At 22.8% G+C, this 14,730-nt stretch carries 13 protein-coding genes; 6 read left to right on the forward strand and 7 right to left on the reverse strand.

The features are described from left to right. Positions 1-279 precede the first annotated feature (279 nt). Both T405_RS03560 and T405_RS03565 read right to left on the reverse strand, forming a co-directional pair. Complete coding sequence (locus tag T405_RS03560; protein ID WP_036431384.1) at positions 280-4,692, reverse strand: PolC-type DNA polymerase III; 4,413 nt, start codon at positions 4,690-4,692, stop codon at positions 280-282. Between the two features lie 10 nt (positions 4,693-4,702). Then, entirely contained in the window at positions 4,703-5,713 is a 1,011-nt protein-coding gene (locus tag T405_RS03565) for a phosphatidate cytidylyltransferase (RefSeq protein WP_051619568.1), read from the reverse strand. A gap of 56 nt (positions 5,714-5,769) precedes the next feature. On the opposite strand from T405_RS03565, the gene T405_RS03570 reads away from it, so the two are divergent. Next, positions 5,770-6,513: a phosphotransferase gene (locus T405_RS03570; RefSeq protein WP_036431387.1), complete on the forward strand. Its 744-nt coding sequence runs from the start codon at positions 5,770-5,772 to the stop codon at positions 6,511-6,513. Positions 6,514-6,534: 21 nt separating this feature from the next. Then, the gene (locus tag T405_RS03575) at positions 6,535-6,885 is read left to right on the forward strand and encodes a hypothetical protein (protein WP_051619569.1); all 351 of its coding nucleotides are present in this window, start codon (positions 6,535-6,537) and stop codon (positions 6,883-6,885) included. 32 nt (positions 6,886-6,917) lie between these two features. Here T405_RS03575 and era read toward each other — a convergent pair whose 3' ends face one another. From era to T405_RS03600, 5 genes are read right to left on the reverse strand one after another with little or no spacing between them, the layout of a single operon-like run. Beyond that, a complete protein-coding gene (era, locus tag T405_RS03580; RefSeq protein WP_036431390.1) occupies positions 6,918-7,796 on the reverse strand; it encodes a GTPase Era in 879 nt (292 codons plus the stop codon). Beyond that, on the reverse strand, positions 7,796-8,194 hold the full coding sequence (cdd, locus tag T405_RS03585) for a cytidine deaminase (RefSeq protein WP_198763730.1): 399 nt from the start codon (positions 8,192-8,194) through the stop codon (positions 7,796-7,798). The genes era and cdd overlap by 1 nt, the downstream gene beginning before the upstream one ends. Next, positions 8,195-8,668, reverse strand: a complete 474-nt coding sequence (gene ybeY / locus T405_RS03590; protein WP_036431392.1) for an rRNA maturation RNase YbeY — start codon at positions 8,666-8,668, stop codon at positions 8,195-8,197. A 38-nt stretch (positions 8,669-8,706) separates the two neighbouring features. Next, complete coding sequence (locus T405_RS03595; protein WP_036431394.1) at positions 8,707-9,111, reverse strand: MAG1140 family protein; 405 nt, start codon at positions 9,109-9,111, stop codon at positions 8,707-8,709. Further along, the gene (locus T405_RS03600) at positions 9,098-11,116 is read right to left on the reverse strand and encodes an Mbov_0121 family peptidase domain-containing ABC transporter (RefSeq protein ID WP_036431397.1); all 2,019 of its coding nucleotides are present in this window, start codon (positions 11,114-11,116) and stop codon (positions 9,098-9,100) included. Before T405_RS03600 ends, T405_RS03595 begins: the two co-directional genes overlap by 14 nt. 265 nt (positions 11,117-11,381) lie before the next feature. Here T405_RS03600 and metK point away from each other — a divergent pair, with 265 nt between their 5' ends. The 4 genes from metK (at position 11,382) to T405_RS03615 (ending at position 14,251) form a co-directional block, all read left to right on the forward strand. After that, entirely contained in the window at positions 11,382-12,503 is a 1,122-nt protein-coding gene (gene metK, locus T405_RS03605) for a methionine adenosyltransferase (protein WP_036431399.1), read from the forward strand. 129 nt (positions 12,504-12,632) lie between these two features. Then, positions 12,633-12,776, forward strand: coding sequence for a hypothetical protein (locus T405_RS03920; protein WP_156951263.1), 144 nt, complete (start codon positions 12,633-12,635; stop codon positions 12,774-12,776). A gap of 119 nt (positions 12,777-12,895) precedes the next feature. Next, the gene (locus T405_RS03610; RefSeq protein WP_036431401.1) at positions 12,896-13,168 is read left to right on the forward strand and encodes a hypothetical protein; all 273 of its coding nucleotides are present in this window, start codon (positions 12,896-12,898) and stop codon (positions 13,166-13,168) included. Between the two features lie 285 nt (positions 13,169-13,453). Beyond that, a complete protein-coding gene (locus tag T405_RS03615; protein WP_036431403.1) occupies positions 13,454-14,251 on the forward strand; it encodes a transposase in 798 nt (265 codons plus the stop codon). Positions 14,252-14,730 lie beyond the last annotated feature (479 nt).

Below are 14,730 nucleotides of genomic sequence, written 5' to 3' on the forward strand. Positions count from 1 at the left end.
AAAATTGTAAATAAATAATTAACAAAAAATACTTAAACATCTATATTGTAGGTGTTTAAGTATTTTTTTAATAAATAAGTGGGAAACTCAGGGAAATATAAAATTACTTAAAATTACATATTTAATCCATTTTTAAATCTGATTTTCTTATTCCTTTTTAATTTTCCCATCTTTATTTTATTAAATGAGAGTAATTTTATTAAAAAACAATTATTTTTTATTAAATAACATTATTTTCTGGAATATTTCCATATAAAAAAATTGACAATAAGTCAATTTTTAAAATAATGTCATTTGATCTGTATCTGTTAAGTTATTTAAAATTCCCATTTCTTTCAGTTTATTATATAAAGTTTGATTTATTCCACTTCTACCTTTAAAATCTTCTTTAGATCTAAAAGGTCTTTCTTGTCTTGCTAAAATTAGTTTTTCTGCAGCAGAAATACCTAAATTTTTAATTGAGGTAAAAGGAGGGATTAAGGAATTATTTTCTTTATCAATGATTCAATCTTTAGCTAATGATTTTTCAAGAGTAATATTTGAAATTTTAAAACCTCTTGCATACAATTCCCTTGCTACTTCTAAACAAGTTATTAAATCTTTTTCATTTGCTTTAGGATTTTTTAATTTATTTAATTCATTTAGTTTTTGATTTATTTTATGACAATATTTATCATTTACCATAATCTCTAAATCAAACTCTTCTACTCTTGTACTAAAGAATGTTGCATAATATTCTAAAGGTTTATATAATTTAAATCAAGCAATTCTTCAGGCCATCAAAACATATGCTGTAGCGTGTGCTTTAGGAAACATATATTTAATTAATTTCATACTTTTTATTGCTCATTCTGGGACCTTTTTACTTCTTAAGAATTCTTCTTCTTCTGTAGTTAAACCTTTTCCCTTACGAACTTTTTCCATAATATTAAATGAATATAAAGGATCTACATCTAAATGGATTAAATAATTCATAATATCATCTCTACATGAAATTACTTCATTTAGTTTCATCCCTTTTTCTTTTATTAATTCTTGAGCATTCCCTTTTCATACATCAGTTCCATGTGATAAACCAGATAAAGAAATTAAATCTGCAAAACTTTGGGGTTCTGCTTCTTCTAACATTTTTCTAACAAATGCAGTCCCAAATTCAGGAATACCTAATGCACCTGTTTTTTCATTACCTATTTGTTCAGGTGATATATTCAGTTCTTTAGTAGAAGAAAATAGTGACATTACTCTAGGGTCTTTTTTTGGTATGTCTTTTTTTACATTTAAACCTGTAAAATTTTCTAACATTTTAATAGCAGTTGGATCAATATGTCCTAAGATATCAAATTTAATAACATTATCATGAATAGCCCGATAATCAAAGTGAGTAGTCTGTCAATCTAAATCTTTATCGTCTGCAGGAAAGTTAACAGGAGAAAAATCTTCTACAGAAAAATTTTGAGGAATAATAATTATCCCTCCAGGGTGTTGTCCTGTTGTTCTTTTAACATCCTCTAGTTTTGTTGAAAGAAAATCAATAAAATCATTAGAATAATTAAAATTAAACTCTTCGCACATTTTTTTTATATATCCAAAACCAGTTTTACTTTTAACTGTTGATATTGTTCCAGCTCTAAAAGTATGATCACTACCAAAAATTCTTTTAATTTCATCATGAATTATTTTTTGATATTCACCAGAAAAATTTAAATCTATATCAGGAACCTTATCTGCATTAAACCCTAAAAAAGTTTCAAAAGGTATTGAATTACCATCTTTATCCATTATCATATTACAATTCGGACAATTTTTATCATCTAAATCAAATCCAGAAGTTGTTGGCGGATTTTTCACTAATTCAAAAAACTTACAATTGCTACAAATATAATGAGGAGGAAGGGGATTTACCTCTGTTATTCCTGCTAATGATGCTACTAGCGAAGAACCTACACTACCTCTACTTCCCACTAAATAACCATTGTCAAGTGATTTTTTTACTAATATATGTGAAATTCAATAAATAACATCAAAATCATATTTTAATATAGGATCTAATTCTTTTTTTATTCTTTGTTCTATGATTTCAGGTAATTTTTCTCCATATTTTTGAAATGCTGTTTCATAAACTAATTTTTTTAGTTTTGTTTTTGATTGGTCAAAATTAGGAGTATATAGCTTGTCTTTAATTACTACTATATCATCCTGAACCATATCAACTATTTTATTTGTATTATTTATAACAATATCTTGTATTAATTTATCGTTTTCTATATATTCAAAACCTTCTAGCATTTCTTGAGTATTTAAATAATATAAATCAGGTATAACTGTTAAATCAAGTTTTTTAACTTTATCTTTCTCTGTTTCATCTTCATTATTTTGTTTTTCTGCTTCAGAGTTTTTTGTTCTTAATAAAAAATGTCTACTTCCACCTAATCCTTTTGTATAAACTAATGATTTATAAAAAATTTGGTCTTCTTTATTTTTATATCTTGCATCTGAAATACCAATAACTATTTTGTTATTTTTAATAGATAAATCAATTAGTTCTTTAATTAATTTTTGAACTTGTTCTTTTGTAAATTCACTTTTAGTGTAATAATGTTTTAATGCATCTATATGTGGAATTTCAACGTAATCACATTTTTCAAGTGCTTGTTGTATTCCTAAATCAGATGAATAAAACAATGCATCTAGTAAATTTCCTTTTAATCCGCTAGAACCTATTAAAATATTATTAGTTTTCTTGATATCTTCATAAAAAAGTTTAGGACTACCGAACATTCTTTTTGTTAGTGTTAGAGAAACTAATTCAAATAATTCCTTCAATCCATTTTGATTTAGAGCTATTATTGAATATTGATTATTGATCGATCTAGCTCTTTTATAAAATAATTCTGGATTAGGTAAGAAATTATATAATTGATCAAAATTTTGTATACCAGCATTATTAAACATAATAATGGATTTATGAAATGCTTTTGATAAAACTTCAGCATCATAATCTGCACGGTGAGCTACATCAGAATCATATGAAACATCTAAATATTTACAAAAATCACCTAGTGAGTGTTTATTTTTTTCTGAAAATAAAATTCTAGAAATCATTAGTGAATCTAAAAAAACAGTTTTAGGTAATTTCATATTATTTTCTAAGAATTTTTGGATAATGAAATGCATATCAAAATTAGCATTATGAGCTACTGCAATTTTATTATTTAAAATATCATATATCTTGGTTAAACCATCTATTAGTTCCAAACCATCTTTATCAAGCATATCTTGTGTTATATTTGTAAGTTTTTGAGTAAACTCAGATAGTTTTTCTTTAGATTTAATAAAAAATTGATAAGAATTAATTTTTTGACCTTTACTAATCACAGTCGCTCCAAATTCAATTATTTCTCCCAACTTGGGTGAAAGCGAAGTTGTTTCAATGTCAAATACAACATATTCTGAGTGAAATAGATTTTTTGATTTATCAAAATCTTTATTAAGTATAATGCGATTATTTTGATGAATAAAATCAAAAACAGAACCATAAATTGGTTTGATGTTATGTTTTTTCGCTAAACTATAAAACTCCGGAAAAGATTGCACACTATTACTATCTAAAATACCTACTGCTTTATGTCCAAAATCCTTTGCAGTTTTAATAATATCTGCAACATTAAAAATACTATCTAAAGCATTCATTTTTGACTTTATATTTAATTCAATTCTTTTTAAGTCATTTTCGTCCGTTCTTTTTACAATAGGATTTTCTAATTTTTGAATTGAATCTATAGTTAGTGAACCTTTTATTTCACCATTAAACGAAGTAAATCTTAACCTACCAGATACATTTATATAATCATCAATTTCTAAATCTTCATTAAGTGGTTCATCTTTATTTAAATATAAAACAGTTTGTATTGCTTCTTTTAAGTCTGTAATACCAAATCTATAAATTATAGTATTATTATTTGTGTTTTCTGATATTTCTTTTTTATAAATATATCCATCAAAAGAAATATAGTGATATTCTTGATTTTTATTTAAATTATTAATTTGGTACAAATTGATTTTAGAATAAGTTTTACTTTTTGATTTAAAGTTTTTCGGTTGTGGAATTTCTATTTTTTCTTCTTTGTTTTTTAATTCTTGATAAATTTTATTTCAATTTTCTTCTTGTATCGGAACTCTTCTTTGTTCTTGATACTCTGAAAGTAATTTAAATCTTAAAAAACCCATTTTATGCATATTTCTAGTAATAACTTCTGTTGCTTCTAAGATTTCATCTTGCAAATTTAAATCGCTATAAGTAATAAATCACTCTTGAGTTTCGTGTTTTGCATATAAATTTAATGGATTTTTATTCAAAAAATCAAATAAATTAATTCACTTATTTGATTTTTCTTTTTTAATCCTAATAATGTTTAATATATAATCTTTAAACATCGGTAAATCAATTACATAGTCTTTTATTTGGAAATAAACTCTATAATTCTTCTTAAATTTTATTGCTTTTTTTAATCTGTTAAAATCTTTAAATAAAGGTGCAGTTTGAATGCATACTTCAACTTCTATTATTTTATCTGAATCATTATTTTTAATTTCTTTCATATAAACAATATAAGCATCATGAAATGCATCCATATTCCCTATGTTTAATTCATATGCGAAGTTTGCAAAACTCTTATCTTTATAATAACTCATAAAACCTCTTTTATATTATTAAAGAAATAAAAGTCCAAGCAAAAAAGACAAATGATATGCTATCTACTCTATCTATTATTCCTCCATGGCCTCTTAAAATATTTGAATAATCTTTAATTTCTAGTTTTCTCTTAATAAAAGAAAAATATAAATCACCTGTTATGGATAAAAGTGGGGCAATGCTTAATAATAAAATCAATCCAAATGAATGACTCGTAAAATTATTTATAATGCTTCCTATATCATGTGTAATACTGTAATTCTGACCTATTCCGTAATATACATAAATGAATAATAAAGAAACAATCAAAGAAGATAAATAACCAACAAATGCACCTTCCCATGTTTTATTAGGACTTATCATAGGAGCCATTTTTTTTGTAAAGAATTTGTTTCCAAAAAACATTCCTCCAAAATAACCTCCAATATCACTACTTGAAGCTATTAAAATAAATAGAACTATATATTCTATACCTGAATCAATTGTATTTAAATAAACAAAAGCTTTAATGAATGTTGATAAAATAAGTAAACTGATAAAAAATGTAAAAGTCTTTAATAATAATTGTAATCAATTAATATTTTTTATGATATAAACTCTAAATAACATACAAATGATTGAATTTAAAAATAAAGTTAAGAAAAACTCTCAATCTTTTCAAAATATATTAGTTATATGATTATTTATTCCGTTTTCTTGTACCAAAAGAACACTAAATAAGAATCTTTGATTAACAAAAAATAAGCTTAATAAAAAAAAGCTTTGCAATACAGAAAAAAAGTTATTTTTTAAATAAGCCTTTGATATTTCAAAAAATATTCAAAAACTAAATAATAAAACAAAAATGATTGATAAAGACCTTGCAATTCAAAACAATGAAATATTTGTTTTTAGCAATTCAAAACTTCAATAAAAAGAAAATCTAAGCAATACAACTGAACAAATTAAAAAAACAACAATAATTATTGCAGGTATAATTCTTTGATTCCATATATTTTTTTTAGTATTAGTTGAATTCATATTTTTATATTATACAATTTATTTATTGAATTATAATAATCAAATCAAGGAGTTATATGAAAAGAATTAAAATAGGTTTTACTAATGAATCTTATAAAGATAATAATACATTCATTCAATACAAAAAAACCAATAAATTTAATCATAAATTAGATTATGGAATTCTAAGTGAATTAGATTTTGTTCCTAAACTGATTGAAAATTCAGAAACTTTATCTAAATGAGAATTTATTGAAAGTCAGGAATTAAAATTCAATGAAGATGAATTATTTCAAATAGCTGACAATTTTAAAAAATTACATGATAGTAATTTAGTTTTTCCTAAGACTAATCATTCAGCAAGGGTAAAAGAATATAGAAAAATATTAAAAGAAAAAAACATTAATATTCCTGTTTTGAATCAATATTATAAGAGAATTAATCTGATTTTATCTAAAAGTCAAAACAATAGACCTTTACATAATGATTTATATACAGCAAATATTTTAAAAGATAAAAATAACAAAATATATTTTATTGATTGAGAATATGCATCAATGGGTGATAAACACTTTGATTTAGCATACTTTATAACAGGTTCTTTTTTATCACAAGAACAAGAAAATATCTTTTTGAATAGATATGAAACATACTGAGAAGAATATTTAATTCAACAAAAAATTCTTGTTTATTATTTAATTATTTTATGAATAAATGCTCAAGAAGTAAAGCCTTTTGATGATGCTCCTTCTATTAAAAAATTAATAGAAACAGTTGAATTCTACGATTATAAAAAACAAAATAATTTATTTAAAAGATAATTGATATGTTAAAATAAAATTATGAACTATGTTGTATCAAACTTATTAACTGTATTCATGGAGAATAATTCATCAAGCACTCAAGGTCAAAATCAACCTAAATGAGTATATTTAGTAGTAGGGATTTTATTAATAGTTGCATCATTAATTTTGTTATATTTCTATAAACTATCATTACAAAAAATGAGAAATTATAAAGAAAAACAATTAGAAGAATACAAAAAAGATAATCCAAGATTAAAAGGTATCACCTATGAAAATTCTGGTTTATATTTACCTGGATGAGAAAGAATGAAATACAATATTCCTTTGTTTTTAACTGTTTTGTTTATAAGTATTGCTATTTTAATGTTTATTTATTCTGCAAATTAAAAATATATCTATTTTATCAGATATATTTTTAATTATTTATAACCAAATTTAGATAATAACTCTACATTATCATTTCACTTTTTAGCCACTTTCACTTTTAATGATAAATTAATTGGGGTTCCAAACTGTTGCATTATTTTAAGTCTAGCGTTAGTGCCTATTTTTTTAATTTTTTCTGCTTTTTTACCTATAACCATACCTTTTTGAGAATCTTTTTTCACATATATAATGGCATCAATAAAAATACGTTCAGGATCTGCTTCGTTAAATTCTGTTATTTCTATCGCTATTGAGTGAGGTAATTCATCATATAACAAATTAATTGCTGATTCTCTAATGATTTCTTTAGCAATAAATCTCATTGATTTATCAGTTAAATATTCAGGATCATATTGTAATTGACCTCCATAAGAAAATTCTTTAATTAAGTTTATAAGATTTTCTATTGAATTTAGATTCTTTATATCAGTTGAAATTATATGCTTAAAGTTATATGAAGTTAATTGGTTTATTTTTTGAGATACTAATTCAGGTTTACCTTTTGCTTTATCTATCTTTGAAATAACTGCTATTTTGTTTTCTATTTTAGATATTTTATCTAAAATCATTTTATCTCCTGGTCCAATTTTTTCATCAATTGGAGTTAGAAATAATAAAACATCTATATCTTTAATAGAATCATAAGCATTTTTGTTTAAGGTTTCCCCTAATTGGTTTTCTGGTTTGTGAATTCCTGGTGTATCAGTGAAAATAATTTGATGAGTATCATCAGTATAAATTCCAGTTATTTGATCTCTGGTAGTTTGTGCTGTGTCTGTAACAATTGCTACATTGTATCCGATTATTGAATTAAGTAAACTACTTTTTCCTACATTAGGTCTACCTAATATACTAGCAAAACATATTTTCATTATTTAATATTATGTGAGTGAATAGGAAAAGGTACCATTTCAATTACCTTATTAATTCTTACCTTTTTTCCATCATTTGAATATTGATATATTAAAGCATCATCAGGCATAAATTCAGTCATTACTTGTCTGCAACCTGCACAAGGACTAATAATATCTTCTGATGATGAAATAATATGGATTTCTTTAAAAGTACCTACTTTTGCTCTGTGAGCAACTGAACCAAATAAAGCACTTCTTTCAGCACATAATCCTGATGGATATGCAGCATTTTCTACATTAACTCCAATGAATTCTTTGTCATTTTCATCAATTACAATTGCTGCTACTTTGAATTTAGAATAAGGACAATATGAATATTTTAATAAGTCTCTTAATTTTTGAATATCTATTTGCATTTATTCTCCTCTAGTGATTTTCAATGGATTGAATATAGCATCAACTATGTTATCCATTTCTTTTTTTTCTTGTTCTATTTCATGATCATAACCTTGTAAGTGAACTAAACCATGTGTAAATAAATAACAAAATTCTCTTTTTATTGAATGATTAAATTCTTTTGCTTGCTTTTTTATTTTATCCCAACAAATAACTAATTCACCAAGAAAATAAATTGGAAGTTCATCATATAAAGATTTATCACCAAAATCAAATGACAAAATATCAGTTACATAATCTTTGTTTCTATACTCTTTATTTAGTTCTTTTATTTTATTTTTTGAAACAAAACTAACATCTAAAATAATTTTTTTGTTTTTAGAAATTTTAAAAAAACGAGCAAAATTTTGTAATATTTGTTTCATTTCATCAAGAAAAATTATTGTACTTTTTAGGTTATTTGAAATATTTATTTCTATATCATAATTGAACATAATTAAATTATATTAAATTAATCTTATTTAAAAATTAACTATTTAAATTGCAATATTTTAATTATGAAATCAAAAATGACTTCATAATTTTTTTGGTTACTTAAGATTATTTTAGAAGTATATATTTCTCAATTACTTTCTTTAAATAAATTAAGTAACTCTTTGTTTTTAATTAATATATTTCCATCGGTATCTACATCCACTATTTCTATGTTATAAAATAAAACTTCGTCATTAAAAAGTATTTTAATTTCATATTTATTTAAATTTAATTCTTTAAAAAGTATATTTTTTAAATATAAATTATGATTGTCTATTTTTATTATTACATCTTTTTGATAGCTATAATTAATAGTTAATATTAAATAAGAGAATAATAAAAGTAATAAAATCAATAAACAAAGAATAATATATTCTAGTGTATGTATTTTATAATGCTTCAATATTTATAACTTTTGAGTTTTTAAAAATATACTTTTGATTATGACTTATTTCCAGGACTAATTTATCTTTTAAAATGTTTTGAAAAATCGAAATTAATTTATTATATATATTAATTGATAATGACTCAAATGCTTCATCAAAAATAATGAAGTCATAATCTAATAGCAAGATCCTTAAAAGTTTAATAAATTGTAATTGACCAGAAGAAAGTTGATTAATTTTTATTTCGTTTAAATTATTTAAATTCAGTTCCTTCATTATTTCTATTAAACCAAACTTATTTAGTGTATTTTTAAAATTTAGCTTATCTTGTATCATTAAATATTCTAAACAAGTCATATTTAAATTTTCTTTTTTATCTCCAATATAGTATATTCTGTCTTTAATTTGATTTTGATTAAATATTTTTACAACTTTGTCATTGATTAGAATTTCTCCAAAATCATTTAAGTATTTCCCTGTTAATAAATTACATAATGTTGTTTTACCTGACCCGTTTTTCCCTGTTAATATAATCTTATCTTCTAAAATCAATCTTGGTATGTTTATCACTTTGAAATTTTGATTTTCACTATACGAAAAGGAAACATAGGATAATTGAATTTTTTTAATTTCTTCATTTCAATTTATAATTTCTTCTGATTTTCTTTGTGATTTAAATAAATTTAAAAGTTCTAGATTAACAACATAATCTTTATGTTCTTTTATCATTTCTGGAACTGATTTTAATGGTTTTAAAAATAAATTAGATGCTGTTATGAAAAATAATAAATCATATACATTTAATGATTTATTTCAAACTAATATCGCACCATATACAAGTATTAAAAAAGGAAATATAAAATCTAAAAAAGATTCAAATTCATTAAATAAAGATAAATTTATATTAAAAAAAGAAGATGCTTGAATTAATTTGTTTTGATTAGTAATAATTTCTTTCTTATTTTTATTCATAAATGAATTTTCATAATTAGATTTAAGTATATTTACCCAATCACTTAAATTAGAATCATAATTCATTGATATATGAAATAATTTGTTTTTATTCTTCTTATATCAAGTTAAAAAAAACAAACTAAACACTAAAGCAATAAAAGAGAAAATCAAAACTACAAAAATTAACTTTTTATTAATAAAAAATATAATTAAAAAAGAAATTACTAAGGAAAATATATTTATAAATGTTTTTGCTATAAATGTATTTTGATAATTAATAATTTGGTAAACACTATTTAATCTATTCTTAATTTCTATATCAGATAAATTATTAATAATTTTGATGTTTTCATCAACTCAACTGATTAATATTCAATTTGTTTTGTTAATGTAAGAATTTAATAATTTGTTTTCAAAAATCCTAATTATAAATACTTGTATTAATAAACAAATTATAAATATTATCAAAAAGAACATTGAAATAATAAAAAACTCATTTTTAAGTTTTTCCGGAATAAGTATTTGTAAAACATACTTAGAAAATAAAGCAGGAATAAAAGATGTAATGAACTGTAATAAATATAAAAATATTAATTTAAATGAAATAACAAATTTATGTTTACTGAAGACAAGTGTATTATCCTGTTTTAATTTGTATTCTATTTGAATTTTACTTAACTTTAAAATTAAATTATCAAAATTTTCTAAAAATTTTTCTGTTTCTATTTTCAACTCTGTTCCATGCTCAGGATCAAAATAATAAACATTATTATCTTTTATTTTATCTATTAATACCATATGTTTTAAATTATTTCTATTTATAATTACTGCTAAAGGAAATTCATCATTATTAATTTTAAGTAATTCTTCATTAGAACAATTAAATGTTTGTGTATCAAAATTATTTTCTTTATATAATTTAATTAATTTAAATAAACTGATTCCTCCTTTTTCATACTCAATATTTCTTTTTAATGTATTTATATCGATATCTTCATTAAAATATTTGTATAAAAAGAACTTAAATACATATAATCCACAGTCCCTTTTGTCTTTTTGTTGAAACATAATATTTATATATTTTTATTTATTAAAATAACTATTAATAAACTAAATATTAAAATTTACATAAAATAAGCACTCATAAACTGTTTTATGCTATAATTTTTTAACCATATGCAAAAGCATTATGGATAAAGCATAAAGAGTATGGTAGTTTGACAACGATAACCATAGCCAACCGGTTATAAAATACGGTGGATAGTCAGGAGCATTTGCTTAACATGCTATTATCTTCTTTATGCCTCTATTTACTAAATTGAGAGGATATTTTATGAAAAAATTATTTACAAGTGAATCAGTAGGAAGGGGTCACCCAGATAAATTGTGTGATCAAATTTCAGATGCCATTTTGGATGCTTTTTTAATGTTAGATCCACAATCAAAAGTAGCTATTGAAACAATGGCATCTGGTCATAATATTTTTATTGCAGGAGAGGTTAAATCTAATGCAGACATAGATGTTATAGAAATTGCTAAAAACATTCTAAAGGATTTAGGTTATTATACAACTCAAACAAGTTTTCGCACTGATATCAGACACCAAAGTCTTGATATAGCAAAAGGAGTTGAATTAGGTGATGATATTGGTGCAGGAGACCAAGGATTAATGTTTGGTTTTGCAACTAATGAAACCCCTGAACTTATGCCTTTAGGAATTACAATAGCTCATGAACTATTAAGAGTAGCCGAAGATCTAAGAGTTAAAGATTTGTTTAAATGAGCAAAAGCAGATATGAAATCTCAAGTAACTTTAGATTATACTGATCCTAATCAAACAAAAGTTGACACAGTTCTTTTAAGTATTCAACATTCTCCTAAATATGATGAAGTTGAATTTAAAAACTACATAAAAGAAAATATTATTTTTCCTGTATTATCTAAATTTAATTTATCTAAACCAAATCAAATTCTTATAAATCCTACTGGTTTATTTACTATAGGTGGACCTATTGGTGATACAGGTTTAACAGGTCGAAAAATAATAGTAGATACTTATGGTGGATATTCAAGACATGGTGGTGGAGCATTTTCTGGGAAAGATGCTACTAAAGTAGATAGATCTGCAGCATACGCAGCAAGATGAGTAGCTAAAAATGTTGTTGCAGCGGGTTTAGCAAGTAAAGTAGAAATTCAAATTGCTTATTCAATAGGAATAGCAAAACCTGTTTCAATAATGGTTGAAACCTTTGGAACTGAAACAGTTGAAAAAGAAAAAATCGAACAAGCAATTTTAAAAACCTTTGATTTAACACCTAAAGGAATTATTGAAGCACTAGGATTAAGACGTCCTATATTTTCTAAAACAGCATATTTTGGGCATTTTGGTAGAACTGATATTTCTTTACCTTGGGAAGAAACTAATAAAGTAAAAGAACTAAAACGAAATATATAAAATTAAACTTTCAGTGTTTTATACTAATACCTGTTTTTGATAAAAAACTGGTATTTTTTAAAATTTAATTATTTCTTAGTTTTTTGGATTATTTTAGTATAGTTATTATACTAATCAAAAAGGGATAAAATGATTGAAAAATTTAAAAAAGTTTTAATTCCTGATGGAGCAAAAATTAGTAAAAGAAAGAATGCTTGATATGTTCAAGTTGTAGTTAAAAGAGAATATATAAAAAGTAAAAAATACTACAAAGAAACTAAGTTACAGTTGTAAAAAAGTTTCTATGGATGACAATGAAACATATATGTTTCCAAACTTAAATTACTTTATTTATTTATTTTAAAGCAGGCAAGGTTGAAGAAATAGTATCTACACAAGAATTTAGTAATTCTGTGTCTTTTGGTTTACATTCTACTTCTGAATTAATTTTAGAAAAAATTGGAATAAACAAAATTTTAAAAGATGTTTTTGGTAATAAAACTGATTTAATTAAAGCATTAGTTAATTATTATTTAAGTGATGCGAATAACACCATAAAAGGTTTTAAATATTCATTATTCAAGAATTATGCAGGCTTAGAAAAAATCTATTCAGAATCTTATATTTCTAATCTTTTAAACAGTCAATTAACCTCAGAAAAAATATATAAATTTCAATCAGAATAATATAAAACTTATAAAAAATTAAATGGTGAAAATATCAAAGAATGTTATATAAATGTTGATTCTACAAATATCAGTTCTACATCACAAAATATCGAAAAAGCAAAATATGGTTATTCAAAAAATAAAAACAATGAACCTATTATAAATATTGGTTTAATTACAGATCAAAATAATGGATTCCCACTTTATTATGATATTTATTCTGGTTTTATAATGGATATAGATCAATGTGAAATTTTAGTTGAAAAAGCAAAACAATTAGGTATTAAAGAATAAACATTAGTAATGGATAGAGGTTATTTTTCATCCAAAAACATCTCTTTTTTAGAACAAAAAAACTTTAAATTCATTATGATGGCAAAGTTATGAAATAAGAATTTACAAAAAGTTTTAGATGCAAACAAAGACATTTTAAAACATAATATTAATATGTTGATAGATGATAATGAAACATTTGCAACTATAATTAAAGACAAAGTGTTTACTGATAATGCAAAAGAATTTAATATAGTATTAATACATAATCCTATAAAAGAAACAGAAAGAGTTTCTTATTATACAAAATACTTTACTAAAATGGTTAATCAAGTTAAACAATTAAAGAAAATTAAACCTCATATTATTGAAAGTTATCAAGATTATTTAGATATTGAACAAGATGAATCAGGAAAACTAATTAGTGTAAAGCCAAATAATGAATTATTTCAGAAGCACATTCAAAATTCTGGTTTTTATGCAATTATTTCAAACATAAATAAAAATGCAAAGGAAATAATTAATGCATATAGAAAAAAATATAGTATAGAAAAAATGTTTAAATGAATAAAAACTCAAACTAACTTTAATAATAACTATTCATATAATGATGGTGTATTAGAAAGTAAAACATTTATAACTTTTATTTCTATTTTAGGAGAATTATCAAAAATAGAAGTTACTAATATCAAAGGAAAATATGTAAGAAAAAATTCATTAACAGCAAAACAAAAAGAAATACTTAATTGCTTAAATGTCTCGGGTAAAGAACTATATAAATCTATCATTTCTATTAACGAAAAAAGTCTTAATTTTGTTTTAGTATAAAAATTACTGAAAGTTTAAATTATAAACAAAACAAATAAAGATTATAAAAATATAGAGATAATTTTGAAGAATTATTTTTTTTATTGTGTTATTTCATATTAAATTATGAAGAGTTATTGGAATTAAAAATAATGAAGAATGAGAATTGTCTGATAATTTTTATGAGCAAAAAACATAAATGATCTATTGAAAATTATTTCTAAATATGATAAAAATTATAATATAAATGATAAAAATACTTTTTTTAAAAAAGTTAACCAGGTAGTTATAAAAATGATTTCTAATATAAAATAATTTAAAAACTGTACTGAAAATTGCTCAATAGGTTTTTATATTTTCTTAAATTTAAAATTATTGTATTAAAAGTTATAAAAAAACAACAAGCAATATTACAAGAAAGGAAGCTATATTCTATGAACAAAAATATTTTTCAAACAACCAAAGAAATATTAATGAATAATCCAAAATATATATCAGAA

The sequence above is a fragment of the Mycoplasmopsis felis ATCC 23391 genome, assembly GCF_000701865.1.
Classification (GTDB): Bacteria; Bacillota_I; Bacilli_A; order Mycoplasmatales; family Metamycoplasmataceae; genus Mycoplasmopsis; species Mycoplasmopsis felis.